Origin of the sequence: Aequorivita vitellina (assembly GCF_022008365.1) — a bacterium.
In the GTDB taxonomy this organism is placed as follows: Bacteria; Bacteroidota; Bacteroidia; order Flavobacteriales; family Flavobacteriaceae; genus Aequorivita; species Aequorivita vitellina.
This window is the reverse complement of the sequence record NZ_JAIRBA010000010.1, coordinates 39,694-61,656: the sequence shown is the minus strand read 5'-3', so window position 1 is coordinate 61,656 and position 21,963 is coordinate 39,694. Positions and strand designations below refer to the sequence as shown.

22 protein-coding genes are annotated in these 21,963 nt (G+C 39.1%); 21 read left to right on the top strand and 1 reads right to left on the bottom strand.

What is annotated here, in order from left to right; genetic code table 11:
* The first annotated feature begins 9 nt into the window (after window positions 1-9).
* The 15 genes from K8089_RS07025 (at window position 10) to K8089_RS06955 (ending at window position 14,003) form a co-directional block, all read left to right on the top strand.
* Window positions 10-1,263, top strand: coding sequence for an efflux RND transporter periplasmic adaptor subunit (locus K8089_RS07025; RefSeq protein ID WP_110473894.1), 1,254 nt, complete (start codon window positions 10-12; stop codon window positions 1,261-1,263).
* Between the two features lie 116 nt (window positions 1,264-1,379).
* A complete protein-coding gene (locus tag K8089_RS07020; protein ID WP_237602571.1) occupies window positions 1,380-1,718 on the top strand; it encodes a P-II family nitrogen regulator in 339 nt (112 codons plus the stop codon).
* Between the two features lie 15 nt (window positions 1,719-1,733).
* Entirely contained in the window at window positions 1,734-2,156 is a 423-nt protein-coding gene (locus K8089_RS07015; RefSeq protein WP_073217630.1) for a Fur family transcriptional regulator, read from the top strand.
* Between the two features lie 44 nt (window positions 2,157-2,200).
* Window positions 2,201-2,554 carry a SpoIIAA family protein gene (locus K8089_RS07010; RefSeq protein WP_153267950.1) on the top strand — a complete coding sequence of 118 codons (354 nt, stop codon included), beginning with the start codon at window positions 2,201-2,203 and terminating at the stop codon, window positions 2,552-2,554.
* Between the two features lie 6 nt (window positions 2,555-2,560).
* Complete coding sequence (locus K8089_RS07005; RefSeq protein WP_237602570.1) at window positions 2,561-5,089, top strand: heavy metal translocating P-type ATPase; 2,529 nt, start codon at window positions 2,561-2,563, stop codon at window positions 5,087-5,089.
* Between the two features lie 50 nt (window positions 5,090-5,139).
* Entirely contained in the window at window positions 5,140-5,577 is a 438-nt protein-coding gene (locus K8089_RS07000) for a Fur family transcriptional regulator (protein ID WP_045079535.1), read from the top strand.
* A gap of 81 nt (window positions 5,578-5,658) precedes the next feature.
* On the top strand, window positions 5,659-6,975 hold the full coding sequence (locus tag K8089_RS06995) for an APC family permease (protein ID WP_237602569.1): 1,317 nt from the start codon (window positions 5,659-5,661) through the stop codon (window positions 6,973-6,975).
* Between the two features lie 10 nt (window positions 6,976-6,985).
* Window positions 6,986-7,162 carry a hypothetical protein gene (locus K8089_RS06990; RefSeq protein WP_165586669.1) on the top strand — a complete coding sequence of 59 codons (177 nt, stop codon included), beginning with the start codon at window positions 6,986-6,988 and terminating at the stop codon, window positions 7,160-7,162.
* A 23-nt stretch (window positions 7,163-7,185) separates the two neighbouring features.
* A complete protein-coding gene (locus K8089_RS06985) occupies window positions 7,186-7,545 on the top strand; it encodes a SpoIIAA family protein (protein WP_045079533.1) in 360 nt (119 codons plus the stop codon).
* 24 nt (window positions 7,546-7,569) lie between these two features.
* Window positions 7,570-7,836, top strand: coding sequence for a hypothetical protein (locus K8089_RS06980; protein WP_110473888.1), 267 nt, complete (start codon window positions 7,570-7,572; stop codon window positions 7,834-7,836).
* A gap of 170 nt (window positions 7,837-8,006) precedes the next feature.
* Complete coding sequence (locus tag K8089_RS06975) at window positions 8,007-8,549, top strand: hypothetical protein (RefSeq protein WP_045079774.1); 543 nt, start codon at window positions 8,007-8,009, stop codon at window positions 8,547-8,549.
* Between the two features lie 32 nt (window positions 8,550-8,581).
* Window positions 8,582-10,540 carry a heavy metal translocating P-type ATPase gene (locus tag K8089_RS06970; RefSeq protein WP_237602568.1) on the top strand — a complete coding sequence of 653 codons (1,959 nt, stop codon included), beginning with the start codon at window positions 8,582-8,584 and terminating at the stop codon, window positions 10,538-10,540.
* A 583-nt stretch (window positions 10,541-11,123) separates the two neighbouring features.
* The gene (locus K8089_RS06965; RefSeq protein WP_237602567.1) at window positions 11,124-13,382 is read left to right on the top strand and encodes a heavy metal translocating P-type ATPase; all 2,259 of its coding nucleotides are present in this window, start codon (window positions 11,124-11,126) and stop codon (window positions 13,380-13,382) included.
* A 23-nt stretch (window positions 13,383-13,405) separates the two neighbouring features.
* Window positions 13,406-13,618: a heavy-metal-associated domain-containing protein gene (locus tag K8089_RS06960; RefSeq protein WP_163518177.1), complete on the top strand. Its 213-nt coding sequence runs from the start codon at window positions 13,406-13,408 to the stop codon at window positions 13,616-13,618.
* 37 nt (window positions 13,619-13,655) lie between these two features.
* Window positions 13,656-14,003, top strand: coding sequence for a zinc-dependent peptidase (locus K8089_RS06955; protein ID WP_338149240.1), 348 nt, complete (start codon window positions 13,656-13,658; stop codon window positions 14,001-14,003).
* Window positions 14,004-14,013: 10 nt separating this feature from the next.
* On the opposite strand, the gene K8089_RS06950 is transcribed toward K8089_RS06955, so the two are convergent.
* Window positions 14,014-15,143, bottom strand: a protein-coding gene (locus tag K8089_RS06950) for an IS3 family transposase (RefSeq protein WP_237602565.1) whose coding sequence is annotated in 2 segments (ribosomal slippage) — window positions 14,014-14,882 and window positions 14,882-15,143 — 1,131 coding nt in all. Because the reading frame shifts where the segments join, the coding sequence is not laid out codon by codon here.
* Window positions 15,144-15,372: 229 nt separating this feature from the next.
* Between K8089_RS06950 and K8089_RS06945 the strand changes: the two genes are divergently transcribed.
* The 6 genes from K8089_RS06945 to K8089_RS06920 all read left to right on the top strand — a co-directional run bounded on the left by K8089_RS06945 (window position 15,373) and on the right by K8089_RS06920 (window position 21,945).
* Window positions 15,373-16,215: a helix-turn-helix domain-containing protein gene (locus tag K8089_RS06945; protein WP_237602564.1), complete on the top strand. Its 843-nt coding sequence runs from the start codon at window positions 15,373-15,375 to the stop codon at window positions 16,213-16,215.
* Between the two features lie 84 nt (window positions 16,216-16,299).
* Window positions 16,300-17,619, top strand: coding sequence for a TolC family protein (locus K8089_RS06940; protein ID WP_237602563.1), 1,320 nt, complete (start codon window positions 16,300-16,302; stop codon window positions 17,617-17,619).
* Between the two features lie 42 nt (window positions 17,620-17,661).
* On the top strand, window positions 17,662-18,816 hold the full coding sequence (locus K8089_RS06935; RefSeq protein WP_237602562.1) for an HlyD family secretion protein: 1,155 nt from the start codon (window positions 17,662-17,664) through the stop codon (window positions 18,814-18,816).
* A 7-nt stretch (window positions 18,817-18,823) separates the two neighbouring features.
* On the top strand, window positions 18,824-20,383 hold the full coding sequence (locus tag K8089_RS06930) for an MFS transporter (protein WP_237602561.1): 1,560 nt from the start codon (window positions 18,824-18,826) through the stop codon (window positions 20,381-20,383).
* An 18-nt stretch (window positions 20,384-20,401) separates the two neighbouring features.
* Window positions 20,402-21,049 (top strand): HdeD family acid-resistance protein, encoded by a 648-nt coding sequence (locus tag K8089_RS06925; RefSeq protein WP_237602560.1) that lies wholly within the window; start codon window positions 20,402-20,404, stop codon window positions 21,047-21,049.
* Window positions 21,050-21,195: 146 nt separating this feature from the next.
* A complete protein-coding gene (locus K8089_RS06920; protein WP_076698141.1) occupies window positions 21,196-21,945 on the top strand; it encodes an SDR family NAD(P)-dependent oxidoreductase in 750 nt (249 codons plus the stop codon).
* Window positions 21,946-21,963 lie beyond the last annotated feature (18 nt).

The window sequence follows — 21,963 nt, the reverse complement described above, 5'->3', positions numbered from 1 at the left end:
AGAAGAAAAATGAAGAATATACTATTAGTAAGTACCGTATTATTTACACTTATGTTTATGAGTTGTAACGATGGCCAAAAATCTGAACTTGGGCATAACGAAGCTGAAGGCGTATCAAAAACCGAAGCAGGTGGCGAAGATGCACACGGCGAAGAAGGTCACGACGAAGAAGAAGGAGGCCATAGTGAGGAAGAAGGCGTTGTAGAACTTACAAAGCAACAGGCTGAAACCATCGGTTTGGAAATGAAACCTCTGGAGGAACGGAATTTAGGGAACAACATTAAGGTAACGGGTACGCTGGAACTTTACCCACAGGACAAGGCGAACATCAGTCCGTTTGTTGGTGGAAATGTGAGTTCCATAAAAGTTGTACCTGGAGATAACGTAAGCAAAGGACAGGTGCTTGCGTATATTGAGCATCCAGATATCATTGCAATTCAACAGGATTATCAGGAAAAAAATGATGAACTGGTCTTTTTGAAACAGGATTTTGAGCGTAAGCAGACTCTTTATGATAAAGGTGTTTCTTCTGGCAAGGAATTTCAGATGGCGCAGTCAAAATTTCGTTCCACAACATCCAGCGTCAATGGTTTGCGTTCCCAATTGAGACTGTTGGGCATCAACCCGGACAAGGTGGCTGAAGGCCAAATATATTCCGCAGTTCCCATTATCACGCCCATAAGTGGCTATGTGGATGAAGTAATGATTAGTCTGGGCGATTATGTGGCACAACAATCCAAAATGTTCTCAATAAGCGATAATTCAAAGATTTATGTCAACTTCAAAGTATATGAGAAGGACATAAAGCAAATCAAGAAAGGGCAACAGATATATTTTTCAACGGCTTCTCGTCCGGACGAACTGCTTAAGGCAACCGTTAGGTCTGTTGGCAAAACCTTCAATACTGACCCAAAAGCATTGGAAGTTTTGGCAGATATTGAGAACAAGGATAAAAACCTGTTGCCGGGTATGTACGTGGAAGGACGCATAGTGCAGGGCGAGAAAAAAGGTTTTGCAGTACCGGAAGCTGCCATTATAAAAGAAGGCGAGCAATCCTTTATTTTTATTTTGGATGAAGATGAAGCAATGGAAGCGAACAAAATGAAATTTAAAATGGTACCCGTAACGGTTGGACTAACTGATTTGGGCTTTGTTGAAGTCAATCTTCCTGCCGAAGTTTCAACGGATGCCAAAGTGGTCATCAAAGGAGCTTATAACCTGTCTTCTGAAATGGTTAAAGGCGAACTGGAACACGACCATTAATTCAAGAAAAACCAAAGGTTTTGATTCCGAGTTTGTTTTATCGTCTTAATTAGTTTGTTAAAAATTAGAAAACAGGCTCGGTTCAAAATCGATTAAAAATTTAAAAAATTCATAATATGAAGGAAATAAAAGCATTTATAAAACCGAACCGAATCCAAAGAGTCATTGAAGCACTATCTGATAATGGGTTCAAAAGTATGACCCTTTCACAAGCTGAAGGCACTGGTGCATTCAAATCAAAAGGTGCAAGACCGTCGCTGGATTTTCACGTTACAGACAGTCCAGTGGTTAAGCTGGAACTGGTCTGCCAAAATGAGGAAGCCCAAGCAGCCATTGAAACAATTTTAAAAAATGGTAAAACTGAAGAACCAGGAGATGGTATCATATACATAGCCAATATAGAGAATGCCTTTCAGATTAAAACGGGAGATTCCTTAAAACGGTACGACCTATAAAACATTTTAGTGCAAATGGAAAAAATAGTCCAACTTCTGGAAAGCAAAGGAATACGACCTACGGCAATGCGCCTAATGACCTACAAACGTTTGGCAGAATTAGAGGTGGCCATCAGTCTTGGCGATTTGGAAAAGGATTTTAAGGTCAGTGAAAGAAGCACCCTATTTAGGACTATGAAAGCGTTTGAGGAAAAAGGTATTGTACATCAAATTGAGGATGGGACAGGTGTTATAAAATACGCCCTTTGCGAAGAAAATTGTGAGTGCGAGGTTGGCAACGACCTTCATTTACACTTTCATTGCAACAATTGTAATGAAACTGTCTGTTTAACAGAGCATAAAATCCCTCATATCAACTTACCTGATGGCTACATTACCGAGGACATTAACTTGGTGGTAAAGGGTATTTGCGAAAAATGCAGCGACAATCTGGATTAAACGTTTGGTTTTTCAATTCAATCATCATTTATAAATAATGAGCAATGATAACAATCTATAAAAAAGAAGCTACGGTATATATGGTGGCTGAAAACAAGCTGGATGCCAAGGATTATGAGAACTTGATACCGGTCTTAACAGAACATATAAATGCCTATCAGGAAGTGTTCTGGTACATTGAAATGCAAAATTTTGAAGGCTGGACGGTAAGTGCCTATTGGAAGGGCATTGAATTGAATCTTCCGAATGAAACACATTTAAAGCGTGTTGCTTTAGTGGGTAGCGTTAAATGGCAGGAGCAATTTACCGAGGTATTGCTTCCTTTTTCAGAAGCTCATATAAAATTTTATAAGCCAGAAGAAAAAGACGATGCCAAAGAATGGATTAAAAAAAAATAGTGAAAAATGAAAAAACTACAACTAAAAATCCCGGTTATCCTACCGCAAGTTCCAAACGAAAAAGACACTTGTGTTAAAAGGCTTATTCAAGAACTACAGGCCAAAGAGGGTATCGAAAAAGTACACGTTACCGATACAAAGGAAGATACCACGCCACAGCTCTGTTTTCATTATGACCCAGATATCATTTCCATAGACCGCATTCAATCTCTCGCAGAACAGACAGGTGCCGAGATTACCGAAAAATATGGGCATTTGCTCATTGAGGTAAAAGGAATCAGACATACAAGACAGGCACGTTCCATAGAGAAAAGTCTTTTGGCAATCAATGGGGTTTTGGAGGCTTCCGTTTCGGCCTCTGGAATGGTGCGCCTTGAGTTTGATAAAAAGCAAACAAATTTTGATGAAATAAGTAAACAGATTGAAAAGGAAGACCTTCAGGTTCAGCGGAGTTCTTCAAACGAAAATAATTACACCGAAGCATCCAAAAAAAAACAGGAACGTTCAAAGAAGGAAGATACTAAAGAGCAAACTTCCACAGAGGGCCACGAGCACAAGGAGGGCGAGACCCACGAGGAAGGAGAAGAGCACGCCCATGGTGGGGTTTTCGGTAAAAATACGGAGCTTATTTTTTCCATTATCTGTGGGGCACTTCTCGGGATAGGTTTCGGGCTTTCTTATGTGGAATCCATCCCGGATTGGGTCAGTCTTACTTTGTACATTGGCGCGTACTTTTTCGGTGGTTTCTTTACGGCCAAGGAAGCGGTTCAAACTGTGGCCAAGGGTGGTTTTGAAATTGATTTTTTAATGCTGGTCGCTGCCATTGGTGCCGCCATTCTGGGAGAATGGGCAGAAGGTGCACTGTTGTTGTTTTTATTTAGCCTTGGGCACGCCTTGGAACATTACGCAATGAACAAAGCAAGAAAAAGCATTGCTGCGCTTGCAGACCTTGCACCAAAAACAGCATTGCTTAAAAAAGATGGCAAGACCGAAGAAGTTGGAATTGAGCAATTGAGTATTGGCGATATTATAGTGGTCAAGCCCAATAGTAAAATATCCGCAGATGGCGTCGTGGTCAACGGAAAAAGCAGTGTAAACCAGGCCCCTATTACTGGGGAAAGTGTACCCGTGGATAAACTTCCCGTGGAAGATACAGGCAGGGACTATTCGGCAGACGATGATATCAAGGATGAAAATCGGGTATTTGCCGGAACTATCAACGGTAATAACACGCTGGAAATAAAGGTAATCAAAGAAGCCAAAGACTCTACCCTGTCCCGACTGGTCAAATTGGTCAACGAGGCACAGACCCAGAAGTCCCCCACGCAACTGCTGACCGATAAGTTCGAAAAATACTTTGTGCCATCCGTACTGATACTGGTTGGTATCCTACTCTTTGCCTTTCTGGTCATTGACGAACCGTTTAGTGCCAGCTTTTATCGTGCAATGGCGGTATTGGTAGCTGCAAGTCCCTGTGCACTGGCCATTTCAACACCAAGTGCCGTATTGAGCGGTGTGGCAAGGGCAGCACGTGGCGGCGTGCTCATCAAAGGTGGGCGACCACTTGAGGATTTAGGGGTCATAACCGCTTTGGCTTTTGATAAAACAGGCACGCTTACCGAAGGCAAGCCCAAACTTACCGAAGTAGTACCATTGGGGGATATTGAAGAAAATGAACTGTTAAAGATAGCCGTTGCCGTTGAAAACTTGAGCGACCACCCTTTGGCCAAAGCCGTCGTAAGGGATGGGAAAGAGCGTCTGAAAGGTACTGATATTATCGATGCGTCAGATTTGGAAGCAGTTCTCGGAAAAGGTATCAAAGCTTCTTTGGGCAAGGATAAAATCTATATTGGAAACCTTGACTTGTACGAAGACCTCGATGAAGCAAAACCATCCGAAGATATATCGAATAAAGTAAAAGAACTTGAAGGTGGTGGAAATACTACGATGCTCATAAGAAGGAACAAAGAATATATAGGTATCATCGCCCTGATGGACACCCCACGGGAAGCGGCCAAGGAAACACTGAAAAAATTAAAGGAAATCGGTATCAAGCGGATGATAATGCTAACCGGGGATAATCAAAAGGTTGCCGATGCCGTTGCTAAAGAAATTGGGTTGACCGATGCCTGGGGAAGCCTGTTGCCAGAGGAAAAGGTAGATGCCATTAAAAAATTAAAAGAACAGGAATCCAAAGTCGCAATGGTAGGCGACGGTGTGAACGATGCCCCTGCAATGGCAAACAGCACAGTAGGTATCGCAATGGGTGCAGCGGGCAGTGATGTGGCCTTGGAAACTGCAGACATTGCCCTAATGGCCGATAAATTGGAAACCCTGCCCTTTGCCATAGGCTTGAGCAGGAAGGCAAAGGCAATTATCAAGCAAAACCTTTGGGTAAGCCTCGGTATTGTGGCATTGCTTATCCCATCGACCATTATGGGTTGGGCCAATATCGGTATTGCAGTGGTCATCCACGAAGGCTCAACATTACTTGTGGTTTTTAATGCGTTAAGGCTTTTGGCTTATAAGAAATAGCATCAAATATATGTTTTGAAAAAAGGGTTTGCTTTTGAATTAATATTGCAATGACTAAAACGGAAAAGATACTATTAAATCACGGTATTCGACCTACTCAAATGAGGTTGAAGATATACAAGTTCCTGAAAAGGAAGCAAAGTGCCGTGTCCTTTTCCGATTTGAAAAAGGCTTTTGTTCAAAAGAGCGAAACCAATAAAACAGCAAACAGAACGACATTTTATCGAAATCTCAAGATTTTCGAGGATAAAGGGCTGATTCATCAGATTAATGATGGGGTCGGAGTGGCAAAATATGCTATTTCTGATGAAAACGCCAAAGATAAATACGGTATAGATTTACATCTGCATTTTCATTGTACCGATTGCAGAAGAACAATCTGTTTACCGAATAAGATATCGAAAGAAAGCTTGCCAGACGATTATGAAGTGAGAAATGTGAACCTGATATTAAAGGGAATATGTGAAAAATGCAGGCAAAAATATTAGATGGAAGTTTCAGAATTCTGAACCCTTGGGTCCAATGGTCAGGTTCAGGTTTCTTCCACCTTCTCTAACTTAAAAAATATTATGGCAGAATTAAAAAAATCATTGGGAACAATTCGCCTTACCTTTTATGGAGTAGGCACTATCGTGGGTGCAGGAATATATACTGTCATAGGCGCAGCAGCTGGACAAGCAGGTACCGACCTTTGGTTGAGTTTTGTTTTCGCTGCAATTGCTGCCAGCGTTTCGGCATTGTCTTATGCAGAGTTATCCTCTACCTATCCCAATGCAGGTGCCGAATTCATTTTTGTACGCAAAGCGTTTCCGAAAATTGACATTCCTTCCTTTCTCACTGGCTGGACAATTGCCTTTCACAGTTCTGCCACGATAGCCGCTGTATTGCTGGCCTTTTCAGGTTATTTCAACACTTTTTTTAGTGTGCCTTCCCTATTGATAAGTTATGGCGTATTGATAATTCTTTCATTGATAAGCATTACGGGAATCAAGAAATCATCTACTGCCAATATTATAATGGTTAGCATACAACTTTTGGGATTGTTCATTCTTATTGTGGTCGGGCTTGCAGAAACTGGCCCGCCAAAGGCTGAATTTTTTAAAGTTGAATCCTTTTCCGGTACTTTGGCGGCTACCGCAACCTTGTTTTTTGTCTATACAGGTTTTGAGCATATGGCTGCATTGGGTTCTGAAGTAAAAAACCCTGGCAAGACCATTCCTCGTGCCTTTCTACTGACAATGGTTTTTACAACCGTTATCTATCTGCTCATAGCTTTTACGGTACTTAACATTGCCGACCCGTCAGAACTGGCAAAAGTAGATTCGCCACTTTCACTTGCGGCATCAAATCTCAACAGTTGGTTGCCCGTGACATTGGCGGTCGCAGCACTTTTTGCTACTGCCAATGCGGCCTTTAGCGGTATTATCTCTATCAGCAGGCTGCTGTTTGGAATGGCAAGCGTGGGCGAACTTCCGAAATTTATGACCAAAACCAATGCACATAAAGTGCCGTGGGTTACTACCATTGTGGTTATGGCGGCAGTTGCGGGTTTTATGCTATTGGGCGATATTAAAATCGTAGCGGGAATGTCGTCATTGGGTGCGTTGCTCGTCTTTGTCGCCGTGAACATTGCCCTTATCGTATTGCGTTTCAGAGCACCAGATAAAGACAGGCCCTTTAAAGTTCCTTTATCTGTTGGGAAAGTTCCGATACTGCCAATTTTGGCGATAATCATAAGCCTCTCTTTGGTCATACAATTTGATTGGAAAGTTTATGCCGCGTTTGTGGGAGCGATTGTAGTAGGTATCTTGCTGGATTATTTTTTGGATAAAAGAGAAAAAAAAGATATAGACCCCGAAAAGGAAAAGGAATTGTTTAACCACTAATATATTTTTTATGGACTGGACATTTGAAGAATTTAGAGCAGAGCTTGACACCCTTAATCCATCGGTAAGAAAAAAGGCAATTGAAATTGCGAAAGAATTAATCGAAAAGGAAGACTTTTCAAAAGAAAAGGCCATCAAAAAAGCAATTGTAATGGCTGAAGAATGGTTTTACGATTTAGAAGGATAATAATTAATTAAAAACTATATAAAATGTTACAGATAATTGAGTTAAAGGAAAAAAATATTGTTGCAACAAAAGCTTCGGGCAAATTGAGAAAAGAAGACATCGAAAAAATCCATCCACTTATCCACGCTATACTGGACAAGGGGATGAAGGTTCGTTGGTATTTTGAGATGGACAATTTTACGGGTTGGGACTTGCCTAGTTTATGGGAAGACCTCAAAATGGATACGGCCCACGCCAGAGACTATGAAAAAATAGCAATGGTAGGAGATAAAAAATGGCAAGAATGGATAACCCAATTTATGAAGCCTTTTACCAACGCCGAAATTAAGTATTTCAATATAGACCAAAAGGAAGATGCCAAAAGTTGGATTGAGAGCCAGTAAGCTTACTTCCGTAAAAGACAGACGATGAATAAAAAGAATATTCTTATTACCATACTAATTGGGTTTGCCATAGGTGTTTTTATCCTTCAACCTTTGGGGATAACAATTTTCACGATTAGCAGTCAGAATTATGAAATTAATTGGTGGCAATATTTAATAAATAATTTCATTGAAATTGTGAATATCAATGGGAATCAAATTTTCGAGAATATTCTGTTTGGACTATTAGGTGCAAGTGTTGCTCTGATGTATTATTTCGGTAAAAGAGAAAAGGATATAGATAATAAATAGCGGTAAGTGGTTATGTGAAAGAGTGAAATTTTTTATTTAAAATAAATTAAGTGAAAACTTAATTAATAGCAGGCAGCTTTTATGATGCTTCTTAAAGCAAAATGATTAATAGCATTAAAAGCAAAAGTAGAAGCTGCTTTTTTTTAATTATACAATTAAAGATGGATATTATGAATGTTAAACATTGTATTTTAATAATCTTGTTGGTTAGTTATTATAAAGTAAACGCCCAAAAAATTTATACAACTGAAGAAGGTCATATTATGATGATGACTTTGGTTAACTCTAAACCCGTCAAGGCAGAAAGCCATAAATTGGCCTTATATCTTGATTATGATTCCAAAGTGGTTAATGGTGTACTCGACCTTAAGACTTTATCAACAGATATTCCTGAAATCAATACCATTTTACAACAGCAGGAAGCCCCTTTGATGCTTCGGTTCACGGGCACTATTCCATCACAGGATTTTTTATCAAAACGGCACGACCCTATCAACTTTAATTGGCTGATAGATGTTACTTATCAAGGAAAATCCTTTAAATCACAATTTAAAGCAACCATTACCCATATAGAACAAGGAGTAAGTATGTCCTGCTTGATAAGTGCAACCGGACAATTATTGGTTTCAAATACTGGTTTGGATTTCTTAATAGAGGGTATCGATGATACCATAGAAGTGCAGTTTGCGCAATTGGTGTTGAGATTGGAATAACTGTGAATTAAAATAAAATTATTATCAAACTAATGAAAAAAAAGAAAGTCAATTTAAGAGATTTGAATAAAACTTCTTCAGATACTCACAAGCGCAATGATGCCCACAACCAAAGCAGCGCAGAAAGCATAGGGAAATTTAAAGTTTATGTACCAGCAATTTTCAGCTTTGTAATGCTGATTATTGGCATTGCGATGGATTATTTTGACGTAGCATTTTTTAAAGATTGGATACGTATCGTCTGGTATGCAGTCGCATACCTTCCTGTAGGTTTTCCTGTGATAAAGGAAGGTTGGAACAGCATCAAAAATGGCGATTTCTTTACCGAATTTCTATTGATGTCCATCGCAACCATAGGTGCATTCGCCATTGGCGAATATCCGGAAGGTGTGGCAGTAATGTTGTTTTATGCGGTAGGCGAATTATTCCAAAGTGCCGCGGTTAAAAGAGCCAAAGGAAGCATCAAGGCATTACTGGATGTAAGACCCAATGAAGCTTTGGTTTATCGGGACAACAATTATGTTTCTGTAAATCCCGAAACCGTTGCTATTGGCGAAAAAGTGCAAGTACGTGTGGGCGAAAAAATTCCTTTAGATGGTATTTTATTGTCCGAAAAAGGCTCGTTCAATACCGCAGCATTAACGGGCGAAAGCAAACCTGATACCATTGCAAAAGGCGAAAAAGTATTTGCTGGAAGCATAAACTTGGACGGTGTAATTGAAATAAAAACTACTAAAGAATTTAAGGATAGTTCTATTGCAAGAATTTTGGATATGGTGCAAAACGCCACCGCACGGAAATCAAAGACCGAATTGTTCATTAGAAAGTTTGCAAAAATCTATACGCCTATCGTGGTATTCTTGGCAATTGCCTTGACATTTCTACCTTACTTTTTTGTGGACGATTATGTTTTTAGCGATTGGTTGTATAGAGCATTGATTTTCTTGGTTATTTCCTGTCCGTGTGCTTTGGTTATCTCTATTCCGTTGGGCTATTTTGGTGGATTGGGAGCAGCTTCAAAAAACGGGATTTTGTTCAAAGGCGCATCTTATTTGGATGAAATGACGAAGGTTAATACCGTTGTTATGGACAAAACAGGAACTGTAACCAAAGGTGTTTTTAAAATCAAAGAAATAAAAGCCATTGGCTGGAAAGAACCTGAATTTATGAAATACCTAATGGCGATGGAAGAACAATCTACCCATCCCATTGCCAAGGCAATTATGGATTATAAAGCCGATGGCGAAGATTTTCAAGCTTCCGAAGTAAGTGAAGTAGCAGGAAAAGGCTTAAAGGGAACAGTAAACGGCAAAACCGTATTGGTTGGGAATAAACCATTGATGATTTCAAACAATATCGAAGTTCCATCTGAAACCGACAACATTGTAGAATCTATCGTGATGGTTTCCATTGAAGGCAAATTTGCAGGCTATGTAATCATTGCAGACGAGTTAAAGGATGATGCCCACGAAGCCATTAATCAAATTCGGGAATCGGGTATTTCAAAAATCATAATGCTTTCGGGCGATAAGGATTCCATTACTCAACAAGTTGCCAAAGAAATGGGTGTAGATTGGGCAAAAGGTGGATTGCTTCCAGAAGATAAATTGAAGGAAGTCGAAAAACTAATGTCCGAAAATGACGGAAGAGTAGCTTTCATTGGCGATGGCATCAACGATGCCCCAGTATTGGCAGTAAGCGATGTTGGTATCGCAATGGGCGGCTTGGGAAGTGATGTAGCGATAGAAACGGCAGACGTTATCATCCAAACAGACCAACCGAGCAAAATTGCAAAAGCAATTAAAATTGGTCGTTCAACCAGACGTATTGTATATCAAAATATTGCGCTTGCTTTTGGAGTAAAAGCTGTGGTACTTGTTTTGGGAGCAGGAGGCCTGGCGACAATGTGGGAGGCTGTGTTTGCGGATGTTGGTGTGGCTTTGTTAGCAATATTGAATGCAGTTAGGTTGCAGAAGATGAAGTGGAAATAATCAAAAAAGATGTATCAAAAACAGAGAAATAAAAGAAATAAAAAGGTTAGTAAATCATCGAATAACAAAATCACAAAAAAAGATAAGTTCAATGGGATTCTTGCAATAATCTTTGTGGTAATAACCGCATTCCTATTATACTATTTTGTGCTAAAAGGGAATATTCATAAGCATTGATGAACTACGAGAATATAATGTTCCAAGTGGTTTTTGGGGTTACAGCAGATGAAGTGGAAGTGGTTGATTGGTTGGTTGGTTCATAGCAAAAATGATATTCTATGTTAGAAAATAGACGAAATAGACGAGATAGACGAAATAAAAAAAACACTAAAGTACCGTCTGTAAAAAATAGCATTACCAAAAAAGATAAAATAATTTGGATTGGTATTCTAATCGTTGTTATCCTGTTAATCTGCTTTGTACTGTTCTTACAGTTCCTAAAGTATTTTATATCTGTTTAGATACAACGCTTTTGCAATAGATGAACCGAATTCAGCAAATTCTACAAATCATTCAGCAAATAACATAATACATTAAAGTCTTTTAATCCTGAAATTTGCAGAGTACAAATTAGAATAGGACTATGGAGACAATTAACATATTTGAAACCAAAGAAAAGAGCCATAAACAAGGAATAAAAGAATCATTCCCGGTTACAGGAATGACCTGCGCATCGTGTGCAGCAAGCGTTGAATCTGTATTAAAACATACGAAAGGCGTTTTTGATGCAAGCGTAAATTTTGCCAATAGCTCTGTTCTTGTAGAGTACGACAAAGAGTTGAGTCCTAATCAACTTCAAAATGCACTTCGCGAAGTGGGCTATGATATTATCATTGATGCGGAGAATCCTTCGGAAGTACAACAAGAACTACAGCAAAAGCACTATCAAGACATAAAAAATCGCACTATTTGGTCAGCCATTCTTACGCTTCCAATTTTTGTATTAGGAATGTTTTTTATGCAATGGGAACCAGGTAAGTGGATTTCATTGGTATTGGCCTTTCCCATTCTTTTTTGGTTCGGGCGTAGCTTTTTTATCAATGCTTTCAAGCAAGCCAAACACGGTAAGGCGAATATGGATACCTTGGTGGCCTTGAGTACCGGAATTGCATTTTTGTTTAGTGTTTTCAACACCTTTTTTCCTGAATTTTGGTTGAGTCGTGGTATCGAGCCTCACGTCTATTATGAGGCGGCTACTGTCATTATAACCTTTATTTCCTTGGGGAAACTCTTGGAAGAAAAGGCAAAATCCAATACCTCTTCAGCCATTAAAAAGCTGATGGGTTTACAACCCAAAACGCTAAAGATTATTGAGAATGGGGAAGAAAAGGAGATTCCTATTTCGACTGTGCAAGTAGGTCAAACTATTTTGGTAAAACCTGGAGATAAAATTCCTGTAGATGGGTTGGTGTCTAAAGGAAGCTCTTATGTAGATGAAAGTATGATTACGGGAGAACCAGTTCCAGTAGAAAAATCAGATGGTGGAAAAGTATTTGCGGGTACGGTAAACCAAAAAGGTAGTTTCCAATTTATTGCTGAAAAAGTAGGTGGAGAAACCTTGCTTTCCCAAATCATTAAAATGGTTCAGGAAGCCCAAGGAAGTAAAGCACCTGTACAGAAACTAGTTGATAAAATCGCAGGAATATTTGTTCCGATTGTATTAGGGATTTCTGTTATTACCTTTATTGTTTGGATGTCGGCTGGAGGGGATAATGCATTTTCACAAGCCTTGTTGACATCTGTAGCAGTATTGGTTATAGCCTGTCCTTGTGCGTTAGGTTTGGCAACACCTACTGCCATTATGGTGGGTATTGGTAAAGGTGCAGAAAACAATATTCTTATAAAAGATGCCGAGAGTTTAGAACTCGGTCATAAAGTGAATGCGGTCATTCTCGACAAAACAGGCACAATTACAGAAGGGAAACCGTTAGTAACTGATATACTTTGGAAGGATAAACTTGAAAATCAAAATCAATACAAACAAATTCTTTTGGCAATAGAAGCACAATCAGAACATCCTTTGGCTGAAGCGGTAGTCAACCACTTAAAAAATGAAAATATTGAAAAAGTGGATATTGCTTCGTTTGAAAGTATTACAGGGATGGGTGTGAAAGCTCAAGCAAAAAATGGGTCGAAATACTATGTGGGGAATCATAAACTAATGTTTGAGAAAAATATTCAAATTGACGCTACCTTAATGCAAACAGCAGAAAGCCTCGAAGAGCAAGCGAAAACAGTCATTTTCTATGGAAATGATGAACAAGTGCTGGCGATACTCGCTATTGCAGACAAGATTAAGCAAACTTCAAAAAAGGCCATAGCAACGCTTCAAGAACGAGGCATTGATGTCTATATGCTTACAGGAGATAATAATAAAACCGCATCTGCTGTCGCAAAACAATTAGGGATAACAAATTACCAAGGCGAAGTGATGCCTTCAGAGAAAGCAGCTTTTGTGGAAAAACTGCAAGCTGATGGTAAGATAGTAGCTATGGTTGGTGATGGCATCAATGATTCCCACGCTTTGGCACAAGCCAATGTAAGTATCGCAATGGGTAAAGGTTCGGACATAGCAATGGACGTTGCGAAAATGACATTGATAACGTCTGATTTGCAATCTATTCCAAAAGCGTTGGAACTATCAAAAAGAACCGTATTGGGCATACGTCAGAATCTATTTTGGGCATTCATCTATAATATTATTGGAATCCCAATTGCGGTAGGAGTTCTGTATCCAGTAAATGGGTTCTTATTAGACCCAATGATTGCAGGAGCAGCAATGGCATTCAGTAGTGTCTCTGTAGTTGCAAATAGTTTAAGACTTAAACGAGTAAACCTTTAATATTAATTATAAATTCAAATACGATGAAAACTTTAAAATTTAAAACGAATATCAATTGTGGTGGTTGTGTTTCAAAAGTAACTCCTTTTTTAAATAAGCAAGAAGGTGTTGAAAGTTGGAAAGTGGATACCGCCAATCCTGATAAAATTTTAACCATAGAAAGTGATGGTGCTTCAGAAGAAGATATAAAGACAACATTGCAAAAAGTAGGCTTTAAAGCTGAACCTGTGGATTAATTCCTCTTTCAATATGGCTTATGTTTTAATTTAGGTTGTGATTCTCCTGTTTGTTATTCATTTTTATCGAAAAGCAAAACGTCGGAGAGTCCAACCTTTTCCATATCATTGGCACAAATTATTGTTGGAGAATGTTCTTTATTATAGAAATCTTTCTAAAGGCAGGCAACTTGTTTTTCAACAACGGATGATGCAGTTTTTAAGTGAGGTTTATATAGAGGGTGTACAGTTTGAATTGGAAGAATTAGACAAAATTTTGATTGTAGTAAGTGCTGTGATTCCTGTTTTTGGCTTTAAAGAATGGCATTACACTAATTTAAGTGGCATCCTTCTATATCCAGATAACTTTAATGAAGATATGCAATTTGGTGTAAGCTTCCCCTAATTAGAACTGCTCATTCTTCTAATACTTCTACAAACTTATTATTTTTAATTCTCTTGGGGCTAGCCCCAAGAGAATTAAGTTCCGCATATTTTATTGGCGGGATTTTACCCAGCCCATCGTGTGGGCGGTGATGGTTGTAATCGTGCATCCATATCTGTGTCTGTTCCCTTACCTGGTCTATGTTTTCAAAGATGTATTTGTTTAGTACCCCTCTTCTGTAACTCCCATTGAACCTTTCCACAAATGCATTTTGCGTGGGCTTCCCCGGCTGTATGTACTTGAACTCGATATCGTGCATCATGCTCCATTCCGAGGCGATCTTGGCTATAAATTCAGGGCCGTTGTCCATCCGTATCTCTTTTGGCTTGCCCTTTTTGTTGATAAGGTGGTTGAGCACCCAGACCACGCGGTTGCTCGTCAGGGAGAAGTCTACCTCAATATGGAGCGCCTCTCTGTTAAAGTCATCAATTATATTAAATGCCCTAAAGCGTCTTTTGTTCTCCAGGACGTCTGTTACAAAATCCATACTCCAGGTATGGTTGAGTTCATTCGGAACCTCTAAAGGCTCCTTTACCCTTGCGGGCAAGCGTTTCTTCACCTTTCTGCGCAAGGGGAGCCCCAATGCCACATAGACGCGGTGCATGCGCTTGTGGTTCCAGGGTTTCCCCTCTTCGCGCAAACGGTCATAGGCCTTCCAAAAACCTTCCTCTGAATGTTCCTTTGCCTTTTGTTGCAAGGCTTGTTCTATCTCGCTGTCATCCTTGGGCAAAGGCCTATAATAATAAACACTCTTGCTCATGTTGAGCACACGGCACGCCCTGCAGATGCCGTAATGAATAAGTTCCTTGGCAATGGTTCGCTTCCTGCAGGGCTTTAGAGCTTTTTTTCGATGATCTCCTTGGCCATCTGGTGGTCAAGGGCCAAGGTGGCATACATCTGTTTGAGCCGGGCGTTCTCTTCTTCCAGCTCCTTGAGGCGCTTGAGCTCCTTGGAGCTCATTCCGGCATACCTTGAACGCCACTTGTAGAAGGTGGCAGGGCTGACCCCGTGCTCACGGCTGATCTCATCAACACTCTTTCCGTTGTCGAATTCCTTTAAAATCTTTGCAATCTGTTGCGGTGAAAATTTACTTCGTCTCATAATACTGTTTAAAATTAAGATAATTATTCTACTTTTAAACAGTTCGGTTTTAAGGGAAGCTTACAGGGGGATTTCTTTATAGTGGGGGTGAATTATAATTTAAGTTGTAAGGAACGCGAGGGGACTCGCGCACCAGCGTGGGTCGATTTGTAAGGTTATCCATGTTGTTCATAAGGTCGTTTATAAATCTTTATATTTGAAAAAAATTGTAAACACTTCAATAAAATAAATGCTTAAAATCTTTGATGAAAGAATCATACTTGATAAAGTAGTTGAAGGAGAACTCGTTCGGCCTTCACAGTCATGTTTTCTTTTAATTCAAAAAGGCACTATTGAGCTTGAAGTGAATAGTTTGCGGACGACGTATCAAAGTTCAGAATTGATCTTGTTCTCTCCGATGAAAATGTATAAACTCATTCATTGTTCAGAACACCTCAAGGCATATTTTATTTTATATAAGCAGGAAGCTTTAAAAGAGCGAATCAATGTAAGCTTCAATAAGTTTTCCGTGATTCAACTGATGAACATGGAGCAAAGTAAGGTTTCATATTCACTGTCCAAAGAAGCATTTAGCCATTTTTGGAATATCGCTAAGCAGTTAGATTTTTACTTGAAAAATCCTGATTATTCAAAATTTAACGAGCAAGTTGTTATTCATAATTTTACTGTTATTGTTTATATGGTTGTGGATGCCATAATGAAAAATAACCCTCTGAATATAGAACAAAATACGAGAAAAGAAGCTATTGTGATAAGTTTTTTAGATCTGCTCTCCAGTCATTTCACTAGAGAAAGAGAATTGAAGTTTTATGCGGACAAGCTTTTTATATCCATTAAATACCTGTCGGTTTGTGTTAAAGAGGTCACTGGAATTGCACCTCGAGTCTTAATTGCAAACACACTTTTGGATGAGGCAAAACTGAAGCTGACCACTACCGAGCTGAATATTTCCATTATAGCAGACCAGCTTAATTTTTCGGATCAATATGCCTTTGGAAAATTTTTTAAGAAACATACTGGATTAAGTCCTCGCAACTTTAGAAAAAATATCGCTTCAGCAAATACCATTTGAACCTCTTTCCCTGTTTTCTCAACCTTTTTAAAAACTACGATTATTTCGAATTTTGCACCGTAGAATTTATAAACGTAGAATACAATGAAAACAAAACCAATCAGTTATCTGTTTTTGATAATCTGTGTGTCTTTTTCGGGTTCTTTATTTGCCCAAAAAAACTTGGAGAAAAAGATTACTATTGCGGAGCTTTTCTCGCTGACTTTAGAAAACAATCCGTCTTTATCCGTCTCTAAAGCAAATTTCAAAATCGCCGAACAAGATGTCAAAGTCGCTAGGAATATGCAGCTTCCTGATCTTAATATTAGTGCTAACGCCTTATATATTGGAGATGCAACTATTTTAGACAAAGACTTTTCCAACGCAACAAAAATCGATATGCCACACTTCGGAAACACCCTATCCTTAGAAGCAACACAATTGATTTGGAAGGGAAATATCGTGCGAAATACGATTCAGGTAAAATCACTTCAGGAAGATTTAGCATCTCTTAGTCATCTCTCTAATGAGCAAAATATCAAACTACTTGCTTTAGGGTACTATTTGGACTTATATAAACTGCAAAATCAGGCCGATGTTTATCGCCAGAATATAGCACTTGCTCAGCAACGTATAGAGAATATCAACCGTTTCTATGAGCAAGGAATGGTGACTCGGAATGATGTTATCCGTGGTGAGCTACAGATTTCCAATCTAAATCTCACTTTACAGGTGATTGAGAACAACATACAGATTTTAAATAAACAGCTTACGGTAGCGATGGGCTTGCCCGAAGAAACGCAGATTGTGGCCGATGATTCGGCTTTAAGAGAGCATCCAGAGATTCCCCTTTTAGAGATAAATCAGAACGATGTACAAAGCCATCCTTCTCTATTAATGGCTCAAAAATCAGTAGAAATCTATGAAACTTCTGAAAAAATCACCAAATCAGAGCGTATGCCCGCTTTGGTAGCTTTTGCAGGAAACAGTCTTCAACGGCCGATCACGACTTCATCTCCAGTTCTGGATATGTATTCCAACGGCTGGAATGTGGGATTATCACTTAGTTATGATATCGGTTCTCTCTATAAAACTTCAAAAGAAATCCGGCTAAATAAATATGAAGTGGAAAGAGCCGAAGCCCAAGCTTATGAAACCGAACAAATGATCGGCGTTGCCGTAAATGCCGCTTATATTAAATACAAAGAGAGCATCACTCAAAATAAAACCCTGGAGAAAAACCAAGAATTAGCGGATGAAAATTACCGGATTATGGAAAGTAAATACAATAATCAGTTGGCAATTTTGCTGGATATGATAGATGCAAGTAATGCAAAATTAGATGCGGAATTGCAATACACAAACTCTGATATAAACATCATTTTCGCTTATTACAAACTTTTAAAAGAAAGCGGAAAGCTATAATTACCTCCTTATCCATTTTTTCAAATTCAAATAAACAAAGTAATGTCACAAGATAAAACACAAGAAAGTACAGCGCAGCAACCTGCACAGAAAGATACCGAAAAGCCTAAAAAATCAAACCATAAGAATAAGAACACCAAGGGAAGGGTCATCAATATGGTAATTCTGGTATTTGTTCTCATAGGTCTGTATTGGGTCGTGAAATCCTATTTTAACGTAGGAAATGAACGTTATACCAACTCTGCTCAGGTAGAATCTTTCATCAATCCTATCAACACCCGTGTTTCGGCTTATATAAAGGAAATCAGGTTTGTTGACCATCAGTATGTCAAAAAAGGAGATACGCTCGTTATTTTGGACGACAGGGAAATACAAACTCAGCTAGGACAGGCCGAAGCTGCTTATATGGCTGCGCAGGCTTCCAGAAACGCAACTGCTACATCGGTAATAACAGCAAGCAATAATGTGAATACCGTAGGCGCAAATGTTGCCGCAGCGAAAGCAAACATTGAAGCGGCAGAAGCCCGGCTGTGGAATACGGAACAAAATTTCAACCGTTATCAAAACCTGCTGAAAGACGAAGCGGTAACACGCCAGCAATTCGACCAGGTAAAAACGGATTATGATGCCCAAAAGGCCCAGTTGCAAGCTCAGGTTTCGCAATATCAATCTGTTATTAATTCCAAAACAACCAGTGAATTGTCCGTAAACGAAGTGCAATCCAGATTAGGAATGAACGATGCCGAAATAAAACGTGCCGAAAATGCACTTGAAATGGCAAAGCTCAATCTTTCTTACACGGTGATTACTGCCCCGCACGATGGAATTATGGGAAGAAGAACCATAAATATCGGTCAGTTGTTAAGTCCAGGCCAACAGGTGGCTACGATTGTAGATGATAACAATGTTTGGATTACAGCTAATTACCGTGAAAAACAAATGGAAAAAGTAACTATCGGTGGTTTGGCAAAAATAAAAGTAGATGCTTTGGGCGGGAAAGAATTTGAAGGGAAAATAACAGCTGTTTCAGGAGCTACCGGAGCTAGATATGCGGCTGTGCCTGTGGACAATTCAACGGGAAATTTTGTAAAAGTACAACAACGTATCCCTGTTCGGATTGAATTTACAGAAAACAATAAACCTGAGGAAGTGAAATTGCTTCGAACAGGAATGAATGTAGAAGTAACCTTAAAGTAACAACATTATGTACAATAAAGGTCCGTTTGCCGACTGGGTTCCTAAACCGCTCATGTTGCTGCTAATTATAATCTTCCTGTTTCCGATGTTAGCGGTGATGGGGGTTTATACTAGCAATACGACAGATATCGCGGGAGCACTGGCAACCTATTCGGAATATATTTCGCTGGCAAACAACGCCACCACAATTGGTATGGCTATCGCTGTTATGATCGTCTTACGTATAAAAATGCGTTTCCGTTCAAAAGAAATCATTGCCGGCAGTGCTATCATATTAGCCATACTTTCTTTTGTGATCGGAACAACAGACAATCCGTTGGTGGTTGTTACAGCAAGTTTTTTTATTGGCTTCTTTAAAATGTTTCCAATGATTGAGATGATTTTGCCCGTTATGTTTATTTTATCTCCGACAGGAGACAGAGGAAAATTCTACGCAATATTCTATCCTTTGACAATAGGCATCGGGCAATTATCTGCTTATCTAATGTCCAATCTTGTCTTTACCAGCAGCTGGCAAGCTCCTTATTTCTTTATGGCCGCACTGATGCTTGTTATTGCTGCTTTATCTTTAATATTTCAACACAACCAGCGTTTCTCTTTCAAAATGCCCCTGTACCAGATTGACTGGTTATCCTTGGGATTGTTAGCTATTTCTGCCATGTGCTTTAACGTAGGTCTTACCTTTATGCGTCAGCAAGGTTGGTTCAGTTCGTCTTTAATTATATGGGCGCTGTTATTAGGAATAGTATTGTTATTGGCGACTATATTAATACAAAAAACACGTAAGCGGAAACTGATAAAATTTGATTTTATACTTAAAAAAGTAAACATTTCGCATAGCCTTATCTTACTGATGTTTTTGGGTGTTTATCTTGCAAGTACAAGCATTTTTGTTCAATATACCGTAGGTGTTTTAGGTTACAATAACCTGATTAACGCTAAACTGAATTTATGGATGATCCCGGGTATTGTTATCGGAGGAGTTTTTGCTTTTTATAGCTTTAAAAACAAGTGGAACCTGAAATATTATATAGCTTCGGGCTTTATAGCATTCTTTCTGCATACCCTGATGCTTTACCTGCTTATACAGCCACAGATGAATATCGAATATTTCTACATTCCCATGATTTTAAAAGGTGCGGGAATGGGTATTCTCTTTATAGGCATTTGGTTTTACGCCTCGCTGGATTTAGAAATGAACGATATGCTCGGTATTATCGGTATTCTGCTGATGGTACGGACTTTTCTTGCAACCGCTTTTGGCGGAGTTATCATCGGCTGGGCGACTTATCAGGGTCAATGGCAGAGCCTGAACGATATTTCTATGCATCTGGATACGGGAAATTTTGCCAACGGTATGAGCATCTATGGAACAACCCAGATCAATGCGATGCTGGCTTCTTTAAAAATAGTCTTAGGCTCTCTGTGTTGGCTCATTATACCCATACTTATTTTTGTATTAACGCACCATTACGGACAGTTCAATTACAGAAGACTGATTTTATTCAGAAAAGTAATCAGAGGCAATAGCATTAAGGGTTATAAATTCAGTAATCAATTAACATAAACATTAAAATCAAAGACTATGGCAACATTTTTTAAAACAATTCGAAAAACAGTAAAATATTGGTATGTGCCGGCAATTATCGGTGCTTTATTTGTTGTGTTGGGTATCTATCTCTTTACGGTACCTTTGGAAACCTATGCAACATTAACGGTTCTTTTCAGCCTCTCTTTTCTTGTTACGGGGCTATTGGAAACTTGGTTCTCCATTCAAAACAGGGAAGAACTGGAAGGTTGGGGTTGGCATTTGATAAGTGGTCTTTTCAGTCTGGCAATCGGTATTCTACTGGTGACAAAACCTGAAATATCAGCCGTTACACTTCCTATGTTTATTGGGTTCAGTCTGCTGTTCCGTGCTTTCCAAGGGCTGGGATTTGCTTTTGAGCTGAAGAATTATGGCGTATCGAAATGGGGCAACCTTGCCATTGCAAGCGTTCTAGGGATCCTGTTTTCTTTTGTTTTGATTTTCAATCCCACGTTTACAGGAATGTCTTTGGTAGTGATGACTGCGCTTACTTTCATTTTTGTTGGTTTTTCGGGGATTTCGATGGCTTTTATGCTAAAAAAACTAAAAAACTTACCACAAAAAATCACTAAAGAACTTAAAGATAAAATCGAAGATCTACGTGAAGAATATTATGAGCACCTGGAAGACAGAAAAAGAGATTAAGCACTAATAATCCCGGAACTGACTAACGAAAAAACGGTCAGATTTTATGAGAAAAAAGAAATTTGTGAAAAACTATAAATTCTTCTACTCGTAGAGAAAATTCAGAAAAATAATTTAATAAATCAATTCATTTAAAATCAAATACTATGGAACGTTTAAAAGGAAAAATTGCAATAATTACAGGAGCATCGCAAGGAATGGGAGAATCTCATGCAAGAGCATTTGTTGCTGAGGGAGCAAAAGTCGTATTGACAGACCTTAACGAAGCGCGTGGCAATGCTATTGCTGAGGAATTAGGGTTAGACAATTCGCTGTTTATAAAACAAGATGTAAGCAAAGTTGAAGACTGGAAAAATGTTATTGAACAAGCTGAACTTAAGTTTGGACCGGTGAATGTTTTGGTAAATAATGCTGGTATTTTGGGGCCTATAGCCAATGCGATAGAACTGGATGAAGAGCAGTATCAAAAAGTAATCGAAGTTAATCAAGACAGCGTTTATTATGGCATGAAATATACTTTGCCATCTATGATAAAGGCTGGTATTGGTTCTATCGTTAATATCTCATCCATTGCAGGTATAGTGGCCATTTATGGTTATCCGAGTTTGGCTTATATGGGAAGCAAATTTGCTGTTAGAGGAATGACAAAGGCAGTTGCGGTTGAATTTGCAAATAAAAATATACGTGCAAATTCCGTTCATCCAGGATTCATTAAAACTCCAATGATGGCTGATGCTACCGACGAAGGCGGAGGAAGTGCAACACAATTTATTCCATTGGGTCGATTAGCTGAGACTTCGGAGGTAAGCAATCTGGTTGTATTTCTGGCATCTGATGAATCTTCCTACCTAACAGGGACAGAGCAAATCATTGATGGAGGAATGAGTATCCAATAGTAATTAACGTTAGGAATG